A 16,009-nucleotide genomic window follows, 5' to 3' on the forward strand; every position below is an offset into this window, starting at 1 on the left:
GTTCGAATGCCCCTTCCCTTCCGCCGCGCCGCTAGCGCCGCCGTACTGCTGGCCGCCCTGCAGGCCCAGGCCCAGACACCCGACGCCGCTCCAGCCGTGCCCGCAAGTCCGCCGCTCAACTCGGCAATGGACGCGCCGCTGTTCTACCAGTTGCTGATCGGCGAACTCGAGCTGAACGGCGGCCAGCCCGGCGTCGCCTTCCAGGTGCTGCTGGATGCCGCGCGCCGCACCGGCGACGAGGAACTGTTCAAGCGCGTCGTCAACATCGCACTGCAGGCGCGCGCCGGCGACCAGGCGCTGATGGCGGCTCGCGCCTGGGCCGACGCGCAGCCGAACTCGGTGGATGCCCACCAGACCGTCATGCAGCTGCTGGCCCTGCTGAACAAGCCGGCCGAAATCCCGCAGCCGCTGACTGCGCTGCTGCGCGTCGCCCCCGAGGTGCAGCGCCCCGGCCTGATCGCCGCCCTGCCCCGCCTGTTCCAGCGCTCGCCCGATCCCAAGGCCGTGCTCGCGGCCCTGGCCCCCGTGCTGCAGGCCCAGGCCGGCGCGCTCAAGCCGGCCGCCCTGTTCGCCGAGGCCAGGCTGGCCCTCGCCGCCGGCGAGTCCGCGCGCGCCCTGACCCTGACGCGCGAGCTCGCCGCCGCCATGCCCGACGGCGACGACGCGATGCAGCTCGCCATCGACCTGCTGCCCAGCCAGCCCCAGGCCGAGGAACTCATCACCGCCCGCCTGCAGCAAAAGCCCGACCAGCACGGGCTGCGCCAGGCCTACGGGCGCGCGCTGGTCCAGGCCCAGCGCCCGGTCGATGCGGCGCGCGAGTTCCGCCTGCTGACCGAGTCGACGCCCGACAACCCGGCGCCCTGGCTGGCCCTGGGCGCCATCGAGCTGGACCAGAAGCACATCCCCGCCGCCGAGGCCGCGCTGCGCGAGAGCCTCAAGCGCCTGGACACGCCGGCCGCCGGCACCGATGTCGAGATCCGCGCCCGTGCGGAGGGCCGCCAGAGCGCCTGGCTGATGCTGTCCCAGGCGGCCGAGCAGCGCGGCGACCTGAAGGCCGCCGAGGCCGCGCTGCGCAAGGTCGATGGCGCCGGCCTCGACGTCAACTTCCGCCGCGCCAGCCTGCTCGCCCGCCAAGGCAAGCTGGCCGAAGGCCGCAAGCTGCTCCAGCCCGCCGCAGACGCCAGCGACCAGGACGCCCGCGCCAGCCTGCTGGCCGAGGCTCAGCTGCTGCGCGAGCAGCCGGACTACGCCGCCGCGCTCGCCGTGCTCAAGGCCGCCACCGAGCGCTTCCCCGGCGACACCGACCTGATCTACGAGCAGGCCATGATGGCCGAGAAGCTCGGCCAGTTCGACGAGATGGAGGCGCTGCTGCGCCATGTCATCGAGCTCAAGCCCGACTACCACCATGCCTACAACGCCCTCGGCTATTCGCTGGCCGATCGCAATGTGCGGCTGGCCGAGGCCAAGCAGCTGATCGAGCACGCGCTCAAGCTCGCGCCGGGCGAGCCCGTCATCGTCGACAGCCTTGGCTGGGTCGAGTTCCGCCTGGGCAACCTGCCCGAGGCCGCCAAGCTGCTGCGCCAGGCCCACAGCGGCCGGCCCGACGCCGAGATCGCCGCCCACCTCGGCGAGGTGCTGTGGGCCAGCGGCGCCCAGGACGAAGCCCGCCGCGTGTGGCAGGAAGCCGCGCAGCGCGACCCGCGCAACGAGGCGCTGCGCGAGACCCTGGGCCGGCTGAAGGTCAAGCTTTGAGGTTTGCGGCCACCCTCCTGCTCGCGCTGGCGCTGACGGGCTGCGCCCAACTGCGCCAGACGCCTCCCGCCGCCACCACCGAAGCGCGGCTGAGCGGCCGCATCAGCGTGACCGTGGCCGGCGACGTGCACAACCGCGGCACCGGCGGCGCAGCCAGCTTCGAGCTCTTCGGCGGCCCCGAGGCCGGCCGGCTGGAGCTGAGCGCGCCGCTGGGCGGCCTGGTCGCGCGCGCCAGCTGGCAGCCCGGCCTCGTGCTGCTGCAGACGCCCGACCAGGAGCGCCGCTTCGACGACCTCGACGCGCTGACCCGCGAGATGCTCGGCGAGGCCGTGCCGGTGGCCGCGCTGTTCGACTGGCTGCAGGCCCGGCCCTGGCCCGCGGCGCCGCACCGGAAGACGGCCGGCGGCTTCGAGCAGCTCGGCTGGCGCATCGAGCCGCGGCTGCCGGCCCTCGTGGCGACCCGCCTGTCTGAACCCACAGTGACGCTGCGCGCCAAACTGGACGGAGGCGATGAAGTCACTCCATGACCTGGCCGCGCCGGCCAAGCTCAACCTCTTCCTGCATGTCGTCGGCAAGCGTGCCGACGGCTACCACCTGCTGCAGTCCGTCTTCGTGCTCATCGACTGGGCCGACACCCTGCACGTCGAGCGCCGCGGCGACGGCCGCCTGCAGCGCCACGACGTGCTCGGCGGCGATCTCCCCGCCGACGACCTCTGCCTGCGCGCCGCCCGGCTGCTGCAGCAGGAGGCCGGCTGCACGCTGGGCGCCGACATCCACCTCGAGAAGCGCCTGCCCGCCGGCGCCGGCATGGGCGGCGGCTCGTCGGACGCAGCGACCACGCTGCTGGCGCTGAACCGCCTGTGGGGCTGCGGGCTGCCGCAGGCGCGCCTGCTCGAACTCGGCCTGAAGCTGGGCGCCGACGTGCCCTTCTTCCTCGGCGGCGGCCCGGCCTTCGTCGAAGGCATCGGCGAGATCCTGCACCCGATCAGCCTGCCCGAGCAGCGCTTCGCCGTGCTCAAGGGGCCGGCCGGGCTCGCGACAAAAGAGATCTTTTCGAGCCCGCTCTTGGCAAGGTCCGAAAACTTGGCTATAGTCGCGGGCTTTCCCGCCCTGGCAGGAACTGCAGACGAGTTGATTACAGGCTTTGGTCGAAATGACCTCCAGCCTGCAGCCGAATCGATCAGCAGTGAAGTGCGAGACGCGTTGGCCCTGTTGTCGAAAGCATTCGCTGGATTCGACAAAGCCCGGATGACGGGCTCGGGTGCCGCCGTGTTCTCGGTACTCGCCGGAGATGGAAAAGATGGCAAGGACGACCAGTCCCTGGCGACATTGCTTCAGGCCCAGCCTGAAGGGTGGACCGGTCGAATCTGCCGCAGTCTGGCTCAACACCCGCTCGCGGGCTGGGCCGGCTGAAGAAAGTTGTAGGGTGCAGCAGCTTTGCTGTGTCCTGTGTAGGGGAGTCGCCAAGTTGGTCAAGGCATCGGATTTTGATTCCGACATGCGAGGGTTCGAGTCCTTCCTCCCCTGCCAAATTTCTGCTTTTCGCTGAACCGGCTCTGCTTCAGCGGGCCACTGACACCAGAGGCTCCCAGTGCTGCTCAATACGGTTCTCTTCACCGGCAACGCGAACCCGGTCCTTTCCCAGGAAATCGCCACCCATCTCGGCCTCGAGCTGGGCAAGGCCGTAGTCGGCCGCTTCTCCGACGGTGAGGTCACCGTCGAGGTGCAGCAGAACGTGCGCGCCCGCGACGTCTTCGTCGTGCAGCCCACCTGCGCTCCGACGAACGAGAACCTGATGGAGCTGCTGATCATGGTGGACGCGCTCAAGCGTGCCAGCGCCCGCCGCATCACCGCCGTGATCCCCTACTTCGGCTATGCCCGCCAGGACCGCCGCCCGCGCTCCACCCGCGTGCCCATCTCGGCCAAGGTCGTCGCCAACCTGCTGGAAACCGTCGGCGTCGAGCGCGTGCTGACGATGGACCTGCACGCCGACCAGATCCAGGGCTTCTTCGACATCCCGGTCGACAACATCTACGCCTCGCCCGTGCTGCTGTCGGACCTGAAGAGCCGCAACTACAAGGATCTCGTCGTCGTGTCGCCCGACGTCGGCGGCGTCGTGCGCGCCCGCGCGCTGGCCAAGCAGCTGGGCTGCGACCTGGCCATCATCGACAAGCGCCGCCCGGCCGCCAATGTGTCCGAGGTGATGCATGTCATCGGCGAGATCGACGGCCGCAACTGCGTCATCATGGACGACATGATCGACACCGCCGGCACCCTCGTGAAGGCGGCCGAGGTGCTGAAGGCGCGCGGCGCCAAGAGCGTCTTCGCCTACTGCACCCACCCCATCCTGTCGGGCCCGGCCATCGAGCGCATCTCGGGCTCGGCGCTGGACGAGGTCGTCATCACCAACACCATCCCGCTGACCGACGCGGCCAAGGCCTGCAAGAAGATCCGCCAGCTGTCGGTGGCCTTCCTGTTCGCCGAGACCATCCGCCGCATTTCCGACGGCGAGTCGGTCACCTCCCTTTTCTCGGAGCAGAACAACAATTTCTGACCAGTCCGAGTAGGGTCCCTCCCGCATGCGGGGCCCTCCCAATCTCTCCGAGCAGAACAACAACTTCTGATCGGAATCCTCGGTCGTCGCAAGACGGCTTTTTCGCGCGGTGCCTGGTCGCGGGCGCCGTTTCTCTTTTGGAGATAAACCATGAAGTTCGTCGCTTTTGAGCGCAAGCTGCAGGGGACCGGAGCGAGCCGCCGCCTGCGTGTGGCCGGCAAGGTGCCCGGTATCGTTTTCGGCGCCGGCGAGCCCGCCATGATCGAGCTCGATCACAACGCGCTGTTCCACGCCCTGAAGAAGGAAGCCTTCCACAGCTCGCTGCTGGACATGGAGCTGAACGGCACCACGACCCAGGTGCTGCTGCGTGACTTCCAGATGCACCCCTACAAGCCGCAAGTCCTGCACTGCGACTTCCAGCGCGTGGATGCCACGACCAAGATCACGAAGAAGGTGCCCCTGCACTTCGTCGGCGAAGAGACCTCGGTGGCCGTCAAGACCGACCACTGCACGGTCAACCACGTCGTCACCGAACTGCTGATCACCTGCCTGGCCCAGCAACTGCCCGAGTTCATCGAGGTGGACCTGTCCGGCCTGACCAAGGGTCATTCGCTGCACGTCAACGACATCAAGCTGCCGGAAGGCATCAAGGTCGTCACCCACGGCAAGCCCAACCCCGTCATCGCGACGCCGGTCGAGCCCGTGGCTGAGGAAATCGTCGTCGCCGCCGCTCCGGCCGCCGACGACAAGAAGGGCAAGAAGGGCAAGAAGTAATTTCTTCTCGCCGGCTTCCAGCCAAAGCAAAGGGCTCCCCACGGGAGCCCTTTTTCATTGCGGAAGCATTCTCAGAAATCGCAATGGTCGTCGCCAGCGCGCGGCGGTCCCAGGTCCACGACGAAGTCGCTCATCGTCGGCCCGGTGTGGCCGGCCGGCACCGCCACGACGAGTTGGCCGTTCACGAAGCTGCCGCGCACGAGCACCAGGTCACCCGCCACGACCGTGGTCGTCTTGGTGGCCAGCCGCCAGTCATCGTCGTCCGACAGGCTGGCGAAGGTCGCCGGATCCGCCGAGACGGCGATGCCATGCACGGAGAACGTCGTCGGCGCGGTCGCGCCCGTGCCCGTCACCGGCGCCGGGGTCGCGTCGACGATGCCCTGCAGCCCGGCGCGGGTCGATGCCGGCATCAGGCGCAGGTTGGTCGCGGTGAGCATCCCGCTGGCGTCGGCCGCCGCGCTGACGACCAGGTGCTTGCTGGAGGCCGCCGACAGCACGCTCTGGAAGGTCGTGATGTTGAAGTTCGTCGTCCAGCTCGTGCGGTCTGAAAGCCGCGTCGATGCGTCGACGGTGATGCTCTGCCCCATCAGGGTGACGACCCAGGTGTTCGCGCTCGTGCCGGCTGCGACGGCGCTGTAGTCGCCCTCCAGTGTCAGCGAGCGGCTGATGGCCGCATGCAGCAGCTTGATCGCGCTGGCCGTGATGGCGCCGCCGGTCGCGACGGTGCCCGTCACGCGCACGTCGTCGCCCACCACCGGCCGGTCGGCGGCCGCCAGCGCGGCGCCGTCGACGCTGATGCCGCGCAGCACGAAGCTGGTGCCGCTGGTGCTCGACACACGGCCCTGCACCTCGACCGTCGCGCCGACCGTCTCGACCGGCAGGCGGCTGCGCAGGGCGGCCGTGCTGGCGCTGAAGCTCGTCGCCGGCAGCGCGGGCGCCGTGGCGGAGTACACGGACACGACCTGACCGGTGCTGAAGGCCGTGGCGCAGCTCGTCTTGCCGTCCGCACCCCAGCAGGTCGCCTGGGCCAGGCTCACGGCGAGGCTGCCGATCGTGACGCTGTTCGTGCCGGTCGACAGCACGCTGCCCTCGGCCTTGAAGGCGGCCGGGCGGGACGTGCCGGTCGGCGCGTCGCCCACGGACACCAGCGTCGCGACGATGTTGGCGCCGCCGCTGCCGGCGGAGAACAGGAAGCCGTGCACCGTCACATAGCTGCCCGGGACGGCGGCGGCGCTCGTCACGCTCAGGCCGGACAGGCCGGACACCGGCGTGCAGGGCGAGGTCGTCGCCGTCACGCAGGCGCGGCGGTCGGAGAAGTTGGTGGCCGAAGTGAGCTGCACCGTCTGGCCCATCACGGTCAGCGTGCTGGCCGTGGAGGTGGCCGCGTCCACATAGCCGCGGGCCAGCGGGTGCAGGCGGATCTCGGCGGCCTGCGGCGCGGCGGCGTCGAGCGCGGTGGCCGACATCGGCTTCACGTCCACGCTCATGCCCACCTCGAGGGCCGAAGCGTCGGCCAGCGTTTCACCGGTGTCGTTGTCGACGAGCTTGGCGCCCTGGGTCGAGAACTCGTGGCCGTTGACGAAGACGCTGCCGAAGGCGGTGATCTCGCCGGACGAGGCCGACAGCGTCGAAGCCGCCGGGCCGTTGGAGCTGCTGGGCGTCGCGGGTGCGGCCGAGCCGCCTCCGCCGCCGCAGGATGCCAGCCAGAAGGCGCAGGCCAGCGATGCCGCCAGCACAGGGATGATTCGTCTCATTTGCTGCTCCTCGCGACGTTGGAGGCCCACGGCCCGCCGAGAAGCGGCAGCTTGCACCGGCCGGTTTGCCGGTGAGTATCCGAAATGTGTCGAAGCGAAACCTTTGCTGTCGGCTATTGCGGCAGCCTCCCGCCCAGGCTCTTCAGCAGCAGGTTGGCCGCCGCGAGCTGGCGGTTGCGCGAGGTCAGCAGCCCGCCCTCGGCCGACAGCGCGGCCGTCTGGGCGGCGCTGACATTGAGATAGCTGACCGTGCCGGCGCGGTACTGTGCCAGCACGAGGTCGAGATTGCGCTCGGCGGCCTCGAAGGCGTCGCGCTGCAGCGCGAGTTCGGCGCCGGACTCGGCCAGCTGCACCAGGTTGTCCTCGACCTCCTGGAAGGCCGTCAGCACGGCCTGGCGGTAGTTGGCCGTCGCGACGTCGGCCGAGGCGCGCGCCTGGTCGCTCGCCAGGCGACGCTGGCCGCCGTCGAACAGCGGCGCTGTCACCGCCGCACCGAGCGACCAGACCAAGTTGGGCGCCGACACCAGATGCGACCAGGACGCGCCGCGGTAACCGCCGCTGGCCGACAGGTCCACCGCCGGGAAGAAAGCGGCGTCGGCCACGCCGATCTGCGCATAGGCCGCCACCTGGCGGGCGCGCGCCGCAGCCAGGTCCGGCCGCTGGGCCAGCAGCGTGGACGGCACCAAGGCCGGCACGGGCGGCAGCTCGGGCACGTGGGCACTCGGCAGCAGCTCGAACTGCCCCGGCAGCTTGCCCACCAGCGTTGCGAGCGCATGCTCCAGCTGCGAGCGCTGCGTGCGCATCTCGCTGAGCTGGGCCTGGGCGCTGCGCAGCTGGGTGCGGGCCTGCAGCACGTCGGTCTGAGCGACGACGCCGCTGGCATAGCGGGTCTGGGTCAGCTCCAGCACCCTCTGGTCGGCCGCGACCGTGCGCTCCAGCAGCGCCTGCTGGGCCTCGGCGGTGCGCATCGCGAGATAGGTCTGGGTCAGCGTGGCCTGGGCGGACAGGCGCAGTGCGGCCAGGTCGGCCTGGCTGGCGCGGTAGTTGGCACCGGCCACCTTGACGGCCTCGGACAGCCTGCCCCAGAGGTCGATCTCCCAGGCCGCGTTGGCGGTCAGCGAGTCGCTGTTCGACACCGTACGCTTGCCGGCGCTCTCGCTGGCCGAGCGCGTCGTGCCGCCGCCCAGGGACAGCGTCGGCCAGATCGCCGCGCCGCTGGCCGTCAGCACGGCCCGTGCGGAAGCCACCTGGGCCAGGCTGGCCGCGAGGTTCTGGTTGCCGACGACGAGATCGGCCTGCAGGCCGTCGAGCACGGGATCCTTGAACATCGTCCACCAGGCCTCGGGCACGGCCGCGTCGGCCGGCACGCGCTGCCATTCGGCCGAGCCCTTGAAGGAGGCAGGCGGCACCGGTTCGGCCGGCGGCTGCTGGGCGGTCACGGCGCAGCCGGCCAGCAGCACGGCCAGGGTCAGGGGAGCAAAGGCAGTCTTCAGCATGGCTTCAGTTCGCGGGCTGGAGGTTGGGCACGGCCACCGGCGCGGCCATGCGGCGCTTGCGGCTGAGCCTGTCCATGCAGCAGAACACGACGGGCGTGGTGTAGAGGGTCAGCAGCTGGCTCAGCAGCAGGCCACCGACGATGGAGATGCCCAGCGGCACGCGCAGCTCGGCGCCTTCGCCATGGCCCAGGGCCAGCGGCACGGCACCGAAGACGGCGGCCACCGTCGTCATCAGGATGGGGCGCAGCCGCAGCAAGGCCGCGCGGTAGATGGCCGGGCCGGCCGTCAGCCAGCTGCCGCGGGCCTCGGCCGCGTGGCGGGCCGACAGCGCGAAGTCCAGCATCATGATGGCGTTCTTCTTCACGATGCCGATCAGCAGGATGACGCCGATCAGCGCAATGATGGAGAAGTCGGTCTTGAAGGCCATCAGCGCCAGCAGCGCGCCGACGCCGGCCGAGGGCAGCGTCGACAGGATGGTGATCGGGTGGATCAGGCTCTCGTAGAGCATGCCCAGCACCAGATAGATGGTCACGATGGCCGCGAGGATCAGCAGCGGCTGGGACTTCAGCGAGCTCTGGAAGGCCTGGGCCGTGCCCTGGAAGCTGCCGCGCAGCGACACCGGCGCGCCGCTGCGGGCCACCGCGTCGTTGACCGCGGCCACCGCGTCCGACAGCGCCACATTGGGCGCCAGGTTGAAGCTGATGGTGCTGGCCGGCGTGCCGCTCTGGTGGTTGACAGCCAGCGGCGTGCCGGTGGTCTCCACGCGCGCCACCGCCGACAGCGGCACCTGCTGGCCGCCGCTGCTGGTCAGCATCAGCCGGTCCAGGGTCTGCGGGTTCTGGAGCCACGGCGGCGCCAGCTCCATGACGACGCGGTACTGGTTCAGCGGGTTGTAGATGACGCCGACCTGGCGCTGGCCGAAGGCGTCGTTGAGCACGCTGTCCAGGCCGTTCATCGTCAGCCCGAGGCGGGCGAGCGCGTCGCGGTCCACGACCAGCGAGGTCTGCAGGCCCTTGTCCTGCTGGTCGGTGTTGACGTCGGTGATCTGGGGCACGTCGGTCAGCGCGCGGCGGATGCGCGGCTCCCAGCTGCGCAGGTCCTCGAGGTCGTCGGCCTGCAGCGTGTACTGCCAGGAGGCGTTGGACTGGCGGCCGCCGATGCGGATGTCCTGCACCGGCGCGAGGAAGAGGTTGGCCCCGGGCACCTTGGCCAGCTTGCCGCGCAGCCGGTTCATCACGTCGTCCACGCTCTCCTTGCGCTGGTCGCGGCCTTTCAGCGCGATGAACATATTGGCGCTGTTGCGCTGGCCACCGCCGGTGAAGCCCATCACATTGGCCACGGCCGGGTCGTTGCGCACGATGTCGTGGAAGACGCGCAGCTTCTGCTGCATGGACTGGAAGGAGCTGGCCTGGTCGGCCTGCACGCCGCCGAACATCAGCCCCGTGTCCTGCTGCGGGAAGAAACCCTTGGGCACGCTGATGTAGAGCGACACGTTCAGCGCGATGACGCCCGCCAGCGCCAGCAGCGCCAGCGGCTGGTGGCGCAGCGTCCAGCGCAGCGAGCGCCGGTAGCCGCGCAGCAGCCCGCGCTGCCAGGCCGCCAGCACGCGGCCGACGCGGCCGGGCCTGCGCGCCTCGGCATGCGGGCGCAGCAGCGTCGCGGCCATCATCGGCGTCGTGCTCAGCGACACGACCATGGACACGAGGATGGCCACCGACAGCACGACGGCGAACTCGCGGAACAGCCGCCCGACGATGCCGCCCATCGCAAGGATGGGGATGAAGACGGCGATCAGGCTGATCGAGATCGAGACGACCGTGAAACCGATCTCGCGCGCGCCCTTGAGCGCCGCCTCGCGCGGCGTCAGGCCACGCTCGATGTGGCGGGAGATGTTCTCGAGCACGACGATGGCGTCGTCGACGACGAAGCCGGTCGCCACCGTCATCGCCATCAGCGACAGGTTGTCGATGCTGTAACCCAGCAGATACATGAAGCCGCAGGTGCCGGCCAGCGACACCGGCACGGCCACCGCCGGCAGTAGCGCCGCGCGGAATCGCCGCAGGAAGATGAAGACGACGACAACGACCAGGCCGAAGGCGATGGCCAGCGTGCGCTGCACCTCGTGGATGCTGCCGCGGATCGTCGTCGTGCGGTCCATCACGACGTCGACGTTGATGGCCGGCGAGATCGACGCGCGCAGCTGCGGCAGCAGGCCGCGCACGGTGTCGACGGTCTTGATGATGTTGGCGCCCGGGGCCTTGTTCAGGATCAGCAGCACGGCGGACTTGCCGTTGGCCAGGCCGTCGTTGCGCACGTCTTGCACGCTGTCGAGGATGTCGGCCACGTCGCCCAGGCGCACGGCGGCGCCGTTGCGGTAGCTCAGCACCAGGGGGGCGTAGTCGCTGGCGCGGCGGGCCTGGTCGTTGGCGGCGATCTGCCAGTAGCGGTCCGCAGTCTCCAGCGCGCCCTTGGGCCGGTTGGCATTGGTGCCGACGACGGCCGCCCTCACCTGCTCCAGCGCGATGCCCTGGGAGGACAGCTTGTTCGGGTCCAGCTCGATGCGCACGGCCGGCAATGCGCCGCCGCCGACATTGACCTGGCCCACGCCGTCCACCTGCGACAGGCGCTGCGCGAGCACGGTGGAGGCGGCGTCGTACATCTGGCCGCGCGTCAGCGTGTCCGACGTCAGGGCCACGATCATGATGGGCGCGTCGGCCGGGTTGACCTTGCGGTAGGTCGGGTTGCTGGGCATGCCGGTGGGCAGCAGCGCCCGCGCCGCGTTGATGCCGGCCTGCACGTCGCGCGCGGCGCCGTCGATGTCACGGCTGAGGTCGAACTGCAGCGTGACGCGCGTGCTGCCCAGCGACGAGGACGAGGTGATCTCGTTCACGCCGGCAATGGTGCCGAGCGTGCGCTCCAGCGGCGTGGCCACCGTGGCGGCCATCGTGTCGGGGCTGGCGCCGGGCAGCAAGGCCTGCACGGAGATGGTCGGGAACTCGACCTGGGGCAGCGGCGCGATCGGCAGCAGCAGATAGGACAGCGCGCCGGCCAGCGCCAGGCCGCAGGTAATCAGCGCCGTGCCGACCGGGCGCTCGATGAAGACGCGCGACAGGTTCACGCCACGGCCCCTTCCGTCTTGCCGCCGCGCTTCAGGCGCGCCGCCAGCGCGCTGAAGCCCAGGTAGATGACCGGCGTCGTGAACAGCGTCAGCAACTGGCTGACGATGAGGCCGCCCACCATGACGACGCCCAGCGGATGGCGCAGCTCGCTGCCCACGCCGCTGCCCAGCATCAAGGGCAGTGCGCCGAGCAGGGCGGCCATCGTCGTCATCAGGATGGGCCGGAAGCGCAGCAGGCAGGCCTGGTGGATGGCCTCGCGCGGGCTCAGCCCCAAGTCGCGCTCGGCTTCGAGCGCGAAGTCGATCATCATGATCGCGTTCTTCTTCACAATGCCGATCAACAGCACGATGCCGATGATGGCGATGATGTCCAGGTCCAGCCTGAAGGCCAGCAGCGCCAGCAGCGCGCCCAGGCCCGCCGAGGGCAGCGTGGACAGGATGGTCAGCGGGTGGATGGTGCTCTCATAGAGCACGCCCAGCACGATGTACATCGTCACGATGGCCGCGAGGATCAGCAGCAGCGTGCTGGTCAGCGAGGACTGGAAGGCCAGGGCCGCGCCCTCGAAGTGGGTCTCGACGCTGAGCGGCAGTTGCAGCGCCTCCACCTCGGCCTTGATGGCGCTCACCGCCTCGCCCAGCGAGGACCCCGGCGCGAGGTTGAAGGAAATGGTCGCCGCCGGGAACTGGGCCACGTGGTTGACGGCCAGCGGCGCCAGCCTCTCGGCGAAATGCGCCACCGAGCTCAGCGGCACCTGGGTGCCGTTCGCACCGGGCACGTAGAGGCGCTGCAGCCCGTCCAGGCCCTGGCGGTGGCCGGGCGCCACCTCCAGCACGACGCGGTACTGGTTGCTCTGCGTGAAGATGGTCGAGATCAGGCGCTGGCCGAAGGCGCTGTACAGCGCGCTGTCGATGGCCGCGACCGTCACGCCCAGGCGCCCGGCGGCGTCGCGGTCGATGTCGACATAGGCCTGCAGGCCCTGCTCCTGCTGGTCGCTGGCGACGTCGGCGATCTGCTTGAGGCCGCGCAGATGCTCCAGCACCGCCGTCGTCGAGCGGCTCAATTCGGCCGAGTCCGGCGAGGAGAGGGTGAACTGGTACTGCGTCTTGGCGACGCGGTCCTCGATGGTCAGGTCCTGCACGGGCTGCAGATAGAGGGCGATGCCGGGCTCGACGGCGACCGAGTCGGTCAGCCGCCGCGCCACCTCGGCGGCGCTCTCGCCGCGGGCCTCCTTGGCCTTCAGCGCGATCTGCAGCCGGCCCTGGTTCAGCGTCGTGTTGCCGCCGTCAACGCCGATGAAGGACGAGACGCTCTCCACGGCCGGGTCCTGCAGCACGCGCTCGGCAACGCGCTGCTGGTGCTCGGCCATCGCGGCGAAGGAGGTGGACTGGGCCGCCTCGGTGATGCCCTGGATCTGTCCCGTGTCCTGCACCGGGAAGAAGCCCTTGGGCACCAGCAGATAGAGCACGCCGGTCAGGATCAGCGTCGCGATGAAGACGACCAGGGTCGCAGCCGAGCGGTCCAGCACCCAGCTCAGCATGCGGCCGTAGGCGGCGATGGTGTCGTCGAAGGCCTTGCCGACTAAAACCCACAGCCGGCCGTGGTCCTCGTCGTGCTCGTGGTGCAGCAGCCGGGCGCACATCATCGGCGTCAGCGTCAGCGACACGAAGGCCGAGATCAGGATGGACACGGCCAGCGTGATCGCGAACTCGTGGAAGAGCCGGCCGACGACGTCGCCCATGAAGAGCAGCGGGATCAGCACCGCGATCAGGGAGACCGTCAGCGAGATGATGGTGAAGCCGATCTGCTTGGAGCCGGTCAGCGCGGCGGCGAACGCGGACACGCCTTCGCCGCCCTCTTCCATATGCCGCGCGATGTTCTCGATCATCACGATGGCGTCGTCCACCACGAAACCCGTGGAGATCACCAAGGCCATCAGCGTCAGGTTGTTGATCGAGAACCCGGCCATGTACATCACGCCGAAGGTGCCCACCAGCGACACCGGCACCGCCACGGCCGGGATGATGGTGGCCGGCAGGCTGCGCAGGAAGACGAAGATGACGCCGATGACCAGCACGACGGCGAACAGCAGCTCGTGCTGCACGTCGCGCACCGAGGCGCGGATGGTGGTCGTGCGGTCCGACAGAATCTGCACGTCGATGGAGGCCGGCAGCGCCGCCTGCAGCTGCGGCAGCACGGCGCGCACGCGGTCCACGGTCTCGATGACGTTGGCGCCCGGCTGGCGCTGCACGTTCAGGATGACGGCGGCCGTGGAAGACTTGCCCGTCTGCCCGGCCCAGGCGGCCAGGCGCAGGTTCTCGGCGTCATCCACCAACTGGGCCACATCCTTGAGCCGCACGGCATTGCCGTTCTTGTAGGCGATGACGAGGCTGGCGTACTCGGCGGCGTTGCGCAGCTGGTCGTTGGCATCCAGCGTGGACGCGCGCAGCGGCCCGTCGAAGCTGCCCTTCGATTGATTGACGTTGGCACCCGAGATGGCCGTGCGCACGTCGTCGATGGACAGGCCGAGCGTGGCCAGCGCGCCGGGATTGGCCTGGATGCGCACGGCCGGCCGCCGGCCGCCGGCGATGCCGACCAGCCCGACGCCCGGCACCTGCGAGATCTTCTGCGCGAGCCGGCTCTCGACGAGGTCGTGCACGCGCGGCACCGGCAGCGTGGTCGAGCTGACGGCGATGGTCAGCACCGGCGCATCCGCCGGATTGACCTTGCTGTAGACCGGCGGCATCGGCAGGTCGGCGGGCAGCAGGTTGCTGCCGGCGTTGATGGCGGCCTGCACCTCCTGCTCGGCCACGTCGAGGGACAGGCTGAGGTCGAAGCGCAGCGTGATGACCGAGGCGCCGCCCGAGCTGGTGGACGACATCTGCCCCAGGCCCGGCATCTGGCCGAACTGGCGTTCCAGCGGCGCGGTGACCGAGGAGGTCATCACGTCCGGGCTGGCGCCGGGGTAGAGGGTGGTGACCTGGATGGTGGGGTAGTCCACCTCGGGCAGGGCCGAGACCGGCAGCAACCGGTAGGCCAGCGCGCCGGCCAGCACGATGGCCAGCATCAGCAGCGAGGTCGCGACCGGCCGCTCGATGAAAAGGCGTGAGGGGTTCATCACTGCGGCGCCGAGGCGCGGTGCTGCTGGATCCAGGCGCGGCGGTCCTCTTCGCTCATGGACTTGAGCTTGTCGACCATCGCGGGCGGCACGCGGTCCATCCAGCGCGGGCGGCCGGAGGCATCGCCGCCGCGGCCCGCCGCACCGCCTGCGCCGCCGGCCGGCGCCTTGATGACCTCGGCCTTGCCGCCATCGCGCAGGCGGTCGGCCCCGTCGGTGACGACCTGGTCGCCGGCCTTCAGCTCGCCCTGCACGCCGGTCGATTCGCCATCGGTCGCCAGCACCTGCACCTTGCGCAGCGCGACCTGGCCGTCGGCCACGACGTAGACGAAGGTGCCCGGTGCGCCGCGCTGCACGGCGGCCGTGGGCACGACGAGCACGTCCTTCAGCGTGTCCAGCTGCAGGCGCACGTTGACGAACTGGTTGGGGAAGAGGGCGTTGTCCTGGTTGGGGAATAGCGCCTTGACCTTGATCGTGCCGGTGTTGGCGTCGATGGCGTTGTCGGTGCTGGCGACGCGCCCCGAAGCCAGCATCTGCCTGTGCTCGCGGTCCCAGGCCTGCACGGGCAGCGGCAGGTTGGCGCCGAGCTGCTGGCGGATGCGCGCCAGGCGCGCGTCGGGCACGGCGAAGACGACGGCCGCCGGCTGCGTCTGCGCGATGCTGAGCAGGCCGTTGGCATCGGTCGGCGCGACGTTGTTGCCGAGGTCGGCCTGCTTCAGGCCGGCCTGGCCGGAGATGGGCGCCGTGACGCGGGTGTAGGAGAGCTGCAGCCTGGCGTTGTCCAGCGTCGCCTGGTCGGACAGGATCGTGGCCTCGAGCTGATGCACCAGGGCCTGCTGGGTGTCGAGCTGCTGGCGCGGCGCAGCCTCCTTGGCGACGAGGTCCTTGTAGCGGGCTAGGTCGGCGCGGGCGTTCTCGAGCTGGGCCTGGTCGCGAGCAAGGGCCGCCTGGGCCTGGTCGCGCGCGATCTCGAAGGGCCGCGGGTCGATCAGCGCCAGCGCCTGACCGGCCTTCACGGCCTGGCCTTCCTTGAAGTAGATGGCCTTGAGCTCGCCGCCGACCTTGGCGCGCACGACGGCCGTGTTGGCCGAGGCGATGCTGCCGATGGCCTCCACCGCCACGGCCACGTCACGCCGCTGCACGGCCGCGACCGACACCGGCTGCGGCCGGTTGGCGCCGGGGAAGCGGCCACCGCGCGCACCGCCACCGGGGCCGCCCGCGGCCGACGCCGCCGATGCCGGGCCTTCAGCGCCCGCGCCGCCATGCCCCTTCCACCACCAGCCGCCCAAGGCAACACCGGCCACGGCCACTCCGGCCAACAACCAGGGCCGCACGGCGCCGGTCGAGCTGCGACTGGAATTCTTCTTCTGCATTCGGGTCCACTCCTGATGAGGGGGCTAGTGTCCGGGCCGAATGTAGCTAGAGCATTGCTGGCCCGACCAAAA

At 70.2% G+C, this 16,009-nt stretch carries 10 protein-coding genes and 1 tRNA gene; 6 read left to right on the forward strand and 5 right to left on the reverse strand.

The window, feature by feature from the left end; all coding sequences use genetic code 11:
• Nucleotides 1-6: 6 nt before the first annotated feature.
• From EV671_RS14780 to EV671_RS14805, 6 genes are all read left to right on the forward strand, one after another.
• Nucleotides 7-1,752, forward strand: coding sequence for a tetratricopeptide repeat protein (locus EV671_RS14780; protein ID WP_132573009.1), 1,746 nt, complete (start codon nucleotides 7-9; stop codon nucleotides 1,750-1,752).
• Nucleotides 1,749-2,279 carry an outer membrane lipoprotein LolB gene (locus EV671_RS14785; protein ID WP_132573012.1) on the forward strand — a complete coding sequence of 177 codons (531 nt, stop codon included), beginning with the start codon at nucleotides 1,749-1,751 and terminating at the stop codon, nucleotides 2,277-2,279. Before EV671_RS14780 ends, EV671_RS14785 begins: the two co-directional genes overlap by 4 nt.
• Nucleotides 2,263-3,165 carry a 4-(cytidine 5'-diphospho)-2-C-methyl-D-erythritol kinase gene (locus tag EV671_RS14790; protein WP_132573015.1) on the forward strand — a complete coding sequence of 301 codons (903 nt, stop codon included), beginning with the start codon at nucleotides 2,263-2,265 and terminating at the stop codon, nucleotides 3,163-3,165. Before EV671_RS14785 ends, EV671_RS14790 begins: the two co-directional genes overlap by 17 nt.
• 40 nt (nucleotides 3,166-3,205) lie before the next feature.
• Nucleotides 3,206-3,282, forward strand: a tRNA-Gln gene (locus EV671_RS14795).
• A gap of 61 nt (nucleotides 3,283-3,343) precedes the next feature.
• On the forward strand, nucleotides 3,344-4,306 hold the full coding sequence (locus EV671_RS14800) for a ribose-phosphate pyrophosphokinase (RefSeq protein ID WP_132573018.1): 963 nt from the start codon (nucleotides 3,344-3,346) through the stop codon (nucleotides 4,304-4,306).
• 150 nt (nucleotides 4,307-4,456) lie between these two features.
• On the forward strand, nucleotides 4,457-5,080 hold the full coding sequence (locus EV671_RS14805; RefSeq protein WP_132573021.1) for a 50S ribosomal protein L25/general stress protein Ctc: 624 nt from the start codon (nucleotides 4,457-4,459) through the stop codon (nucleotides 5,078-5,080).
• A gap of 71 nt (nucleotides 5,081-5,151) precedes the next feature.
• On the opposite strand, the gene EV671_RS14810 is transcribed toward EV671_RS14805, so the two are convergent.
• The 5 genes from EV671_RS14810 to EV671_RS14830 all read right to left on the reverse strand — a co-directional run bounded on the left by EV671_RS14810 (nucleotide 5,152) and on the right by EV671_RS14830 (nucleotide 15,937).
• A complete protein-coding gene (locus tag EV671_RS14810; RefSeq protein WP_132573024.1) occupies nucleotides 5,152-6,834 on the reverse strand; it encodes a DUF5666 domain-containing protein in 1,683 nt (560 codons plus the stop codon).
• A gap of 113 nt (nucleotides 6,835-6,947) precedes the next feature.
• Nucleotides 6,948-8,330, reverse strand: coding sequence for an efflux transporter outer membrane subunit (locus EV671_RS14815; protein ID WP_132573027.1), 1,383 nt, complete (start codon nucleotides 8,328-8,330; stop codon nucleotides 6,948-6,950).
• Nucleotides 8,331-8,334: 4 nt separating this feature from the next.
• On the reverse strand, nucleotides 8,335-11,448 hold the full coding sequence (locus EV671_RS14820) for a multidrug efflux RND transporter permease subunit (protein ID WP_132573030.1): 3,114 nt from the start codon (nucleotides 11,446-11,448) through the stop codon (nucleotides 8,335-8,337).
• Nucleotides 11,445-14,564, reverse strand: coding sequence for an MdtB/MuxB family multidrug efflux RND transporter permease subunit (locus EV671_RS14825; RefSeq protein WP_132573033.1), 3,120 nt, complete (start codon nucleotides 14,562-14,564; stop codon nucleotides 11,445-11,447). The genes EV671_RS14820 and EV671_RS14825 overlap by 4 nt, the downstream gene beginning before the upstream one ends.
• A complete protein-coding gene (locus EV671_RS14830; RefSeq protein ID WP_132573035.1) occupies nucleotides 14,564-15,937 on the reverse strand; it encodes an MdtA/MuxA family multidrug efflux RND transporter periplasmic adaptor subunit in 1,374 nt (457 codons plus the stop codon). Before EV671_RS14830 ends, EV671_RS14825 begins: the two co-directional genes overlap by 1 nt.
• Nucleotides 15,938-16,009 lie beyond the last annotated feature (72 nt).

The organism is Roseateles saccharophilus (assembly GCF_004342485.1).
GTDB classification, from domain to species: domain Bacteria; phylum Pseudomonadota; class Gammaproteobacteria; order Burkholderiales; family Burkholderiaceae_C; genus Pelomonas; species Pelomonas saccharophila.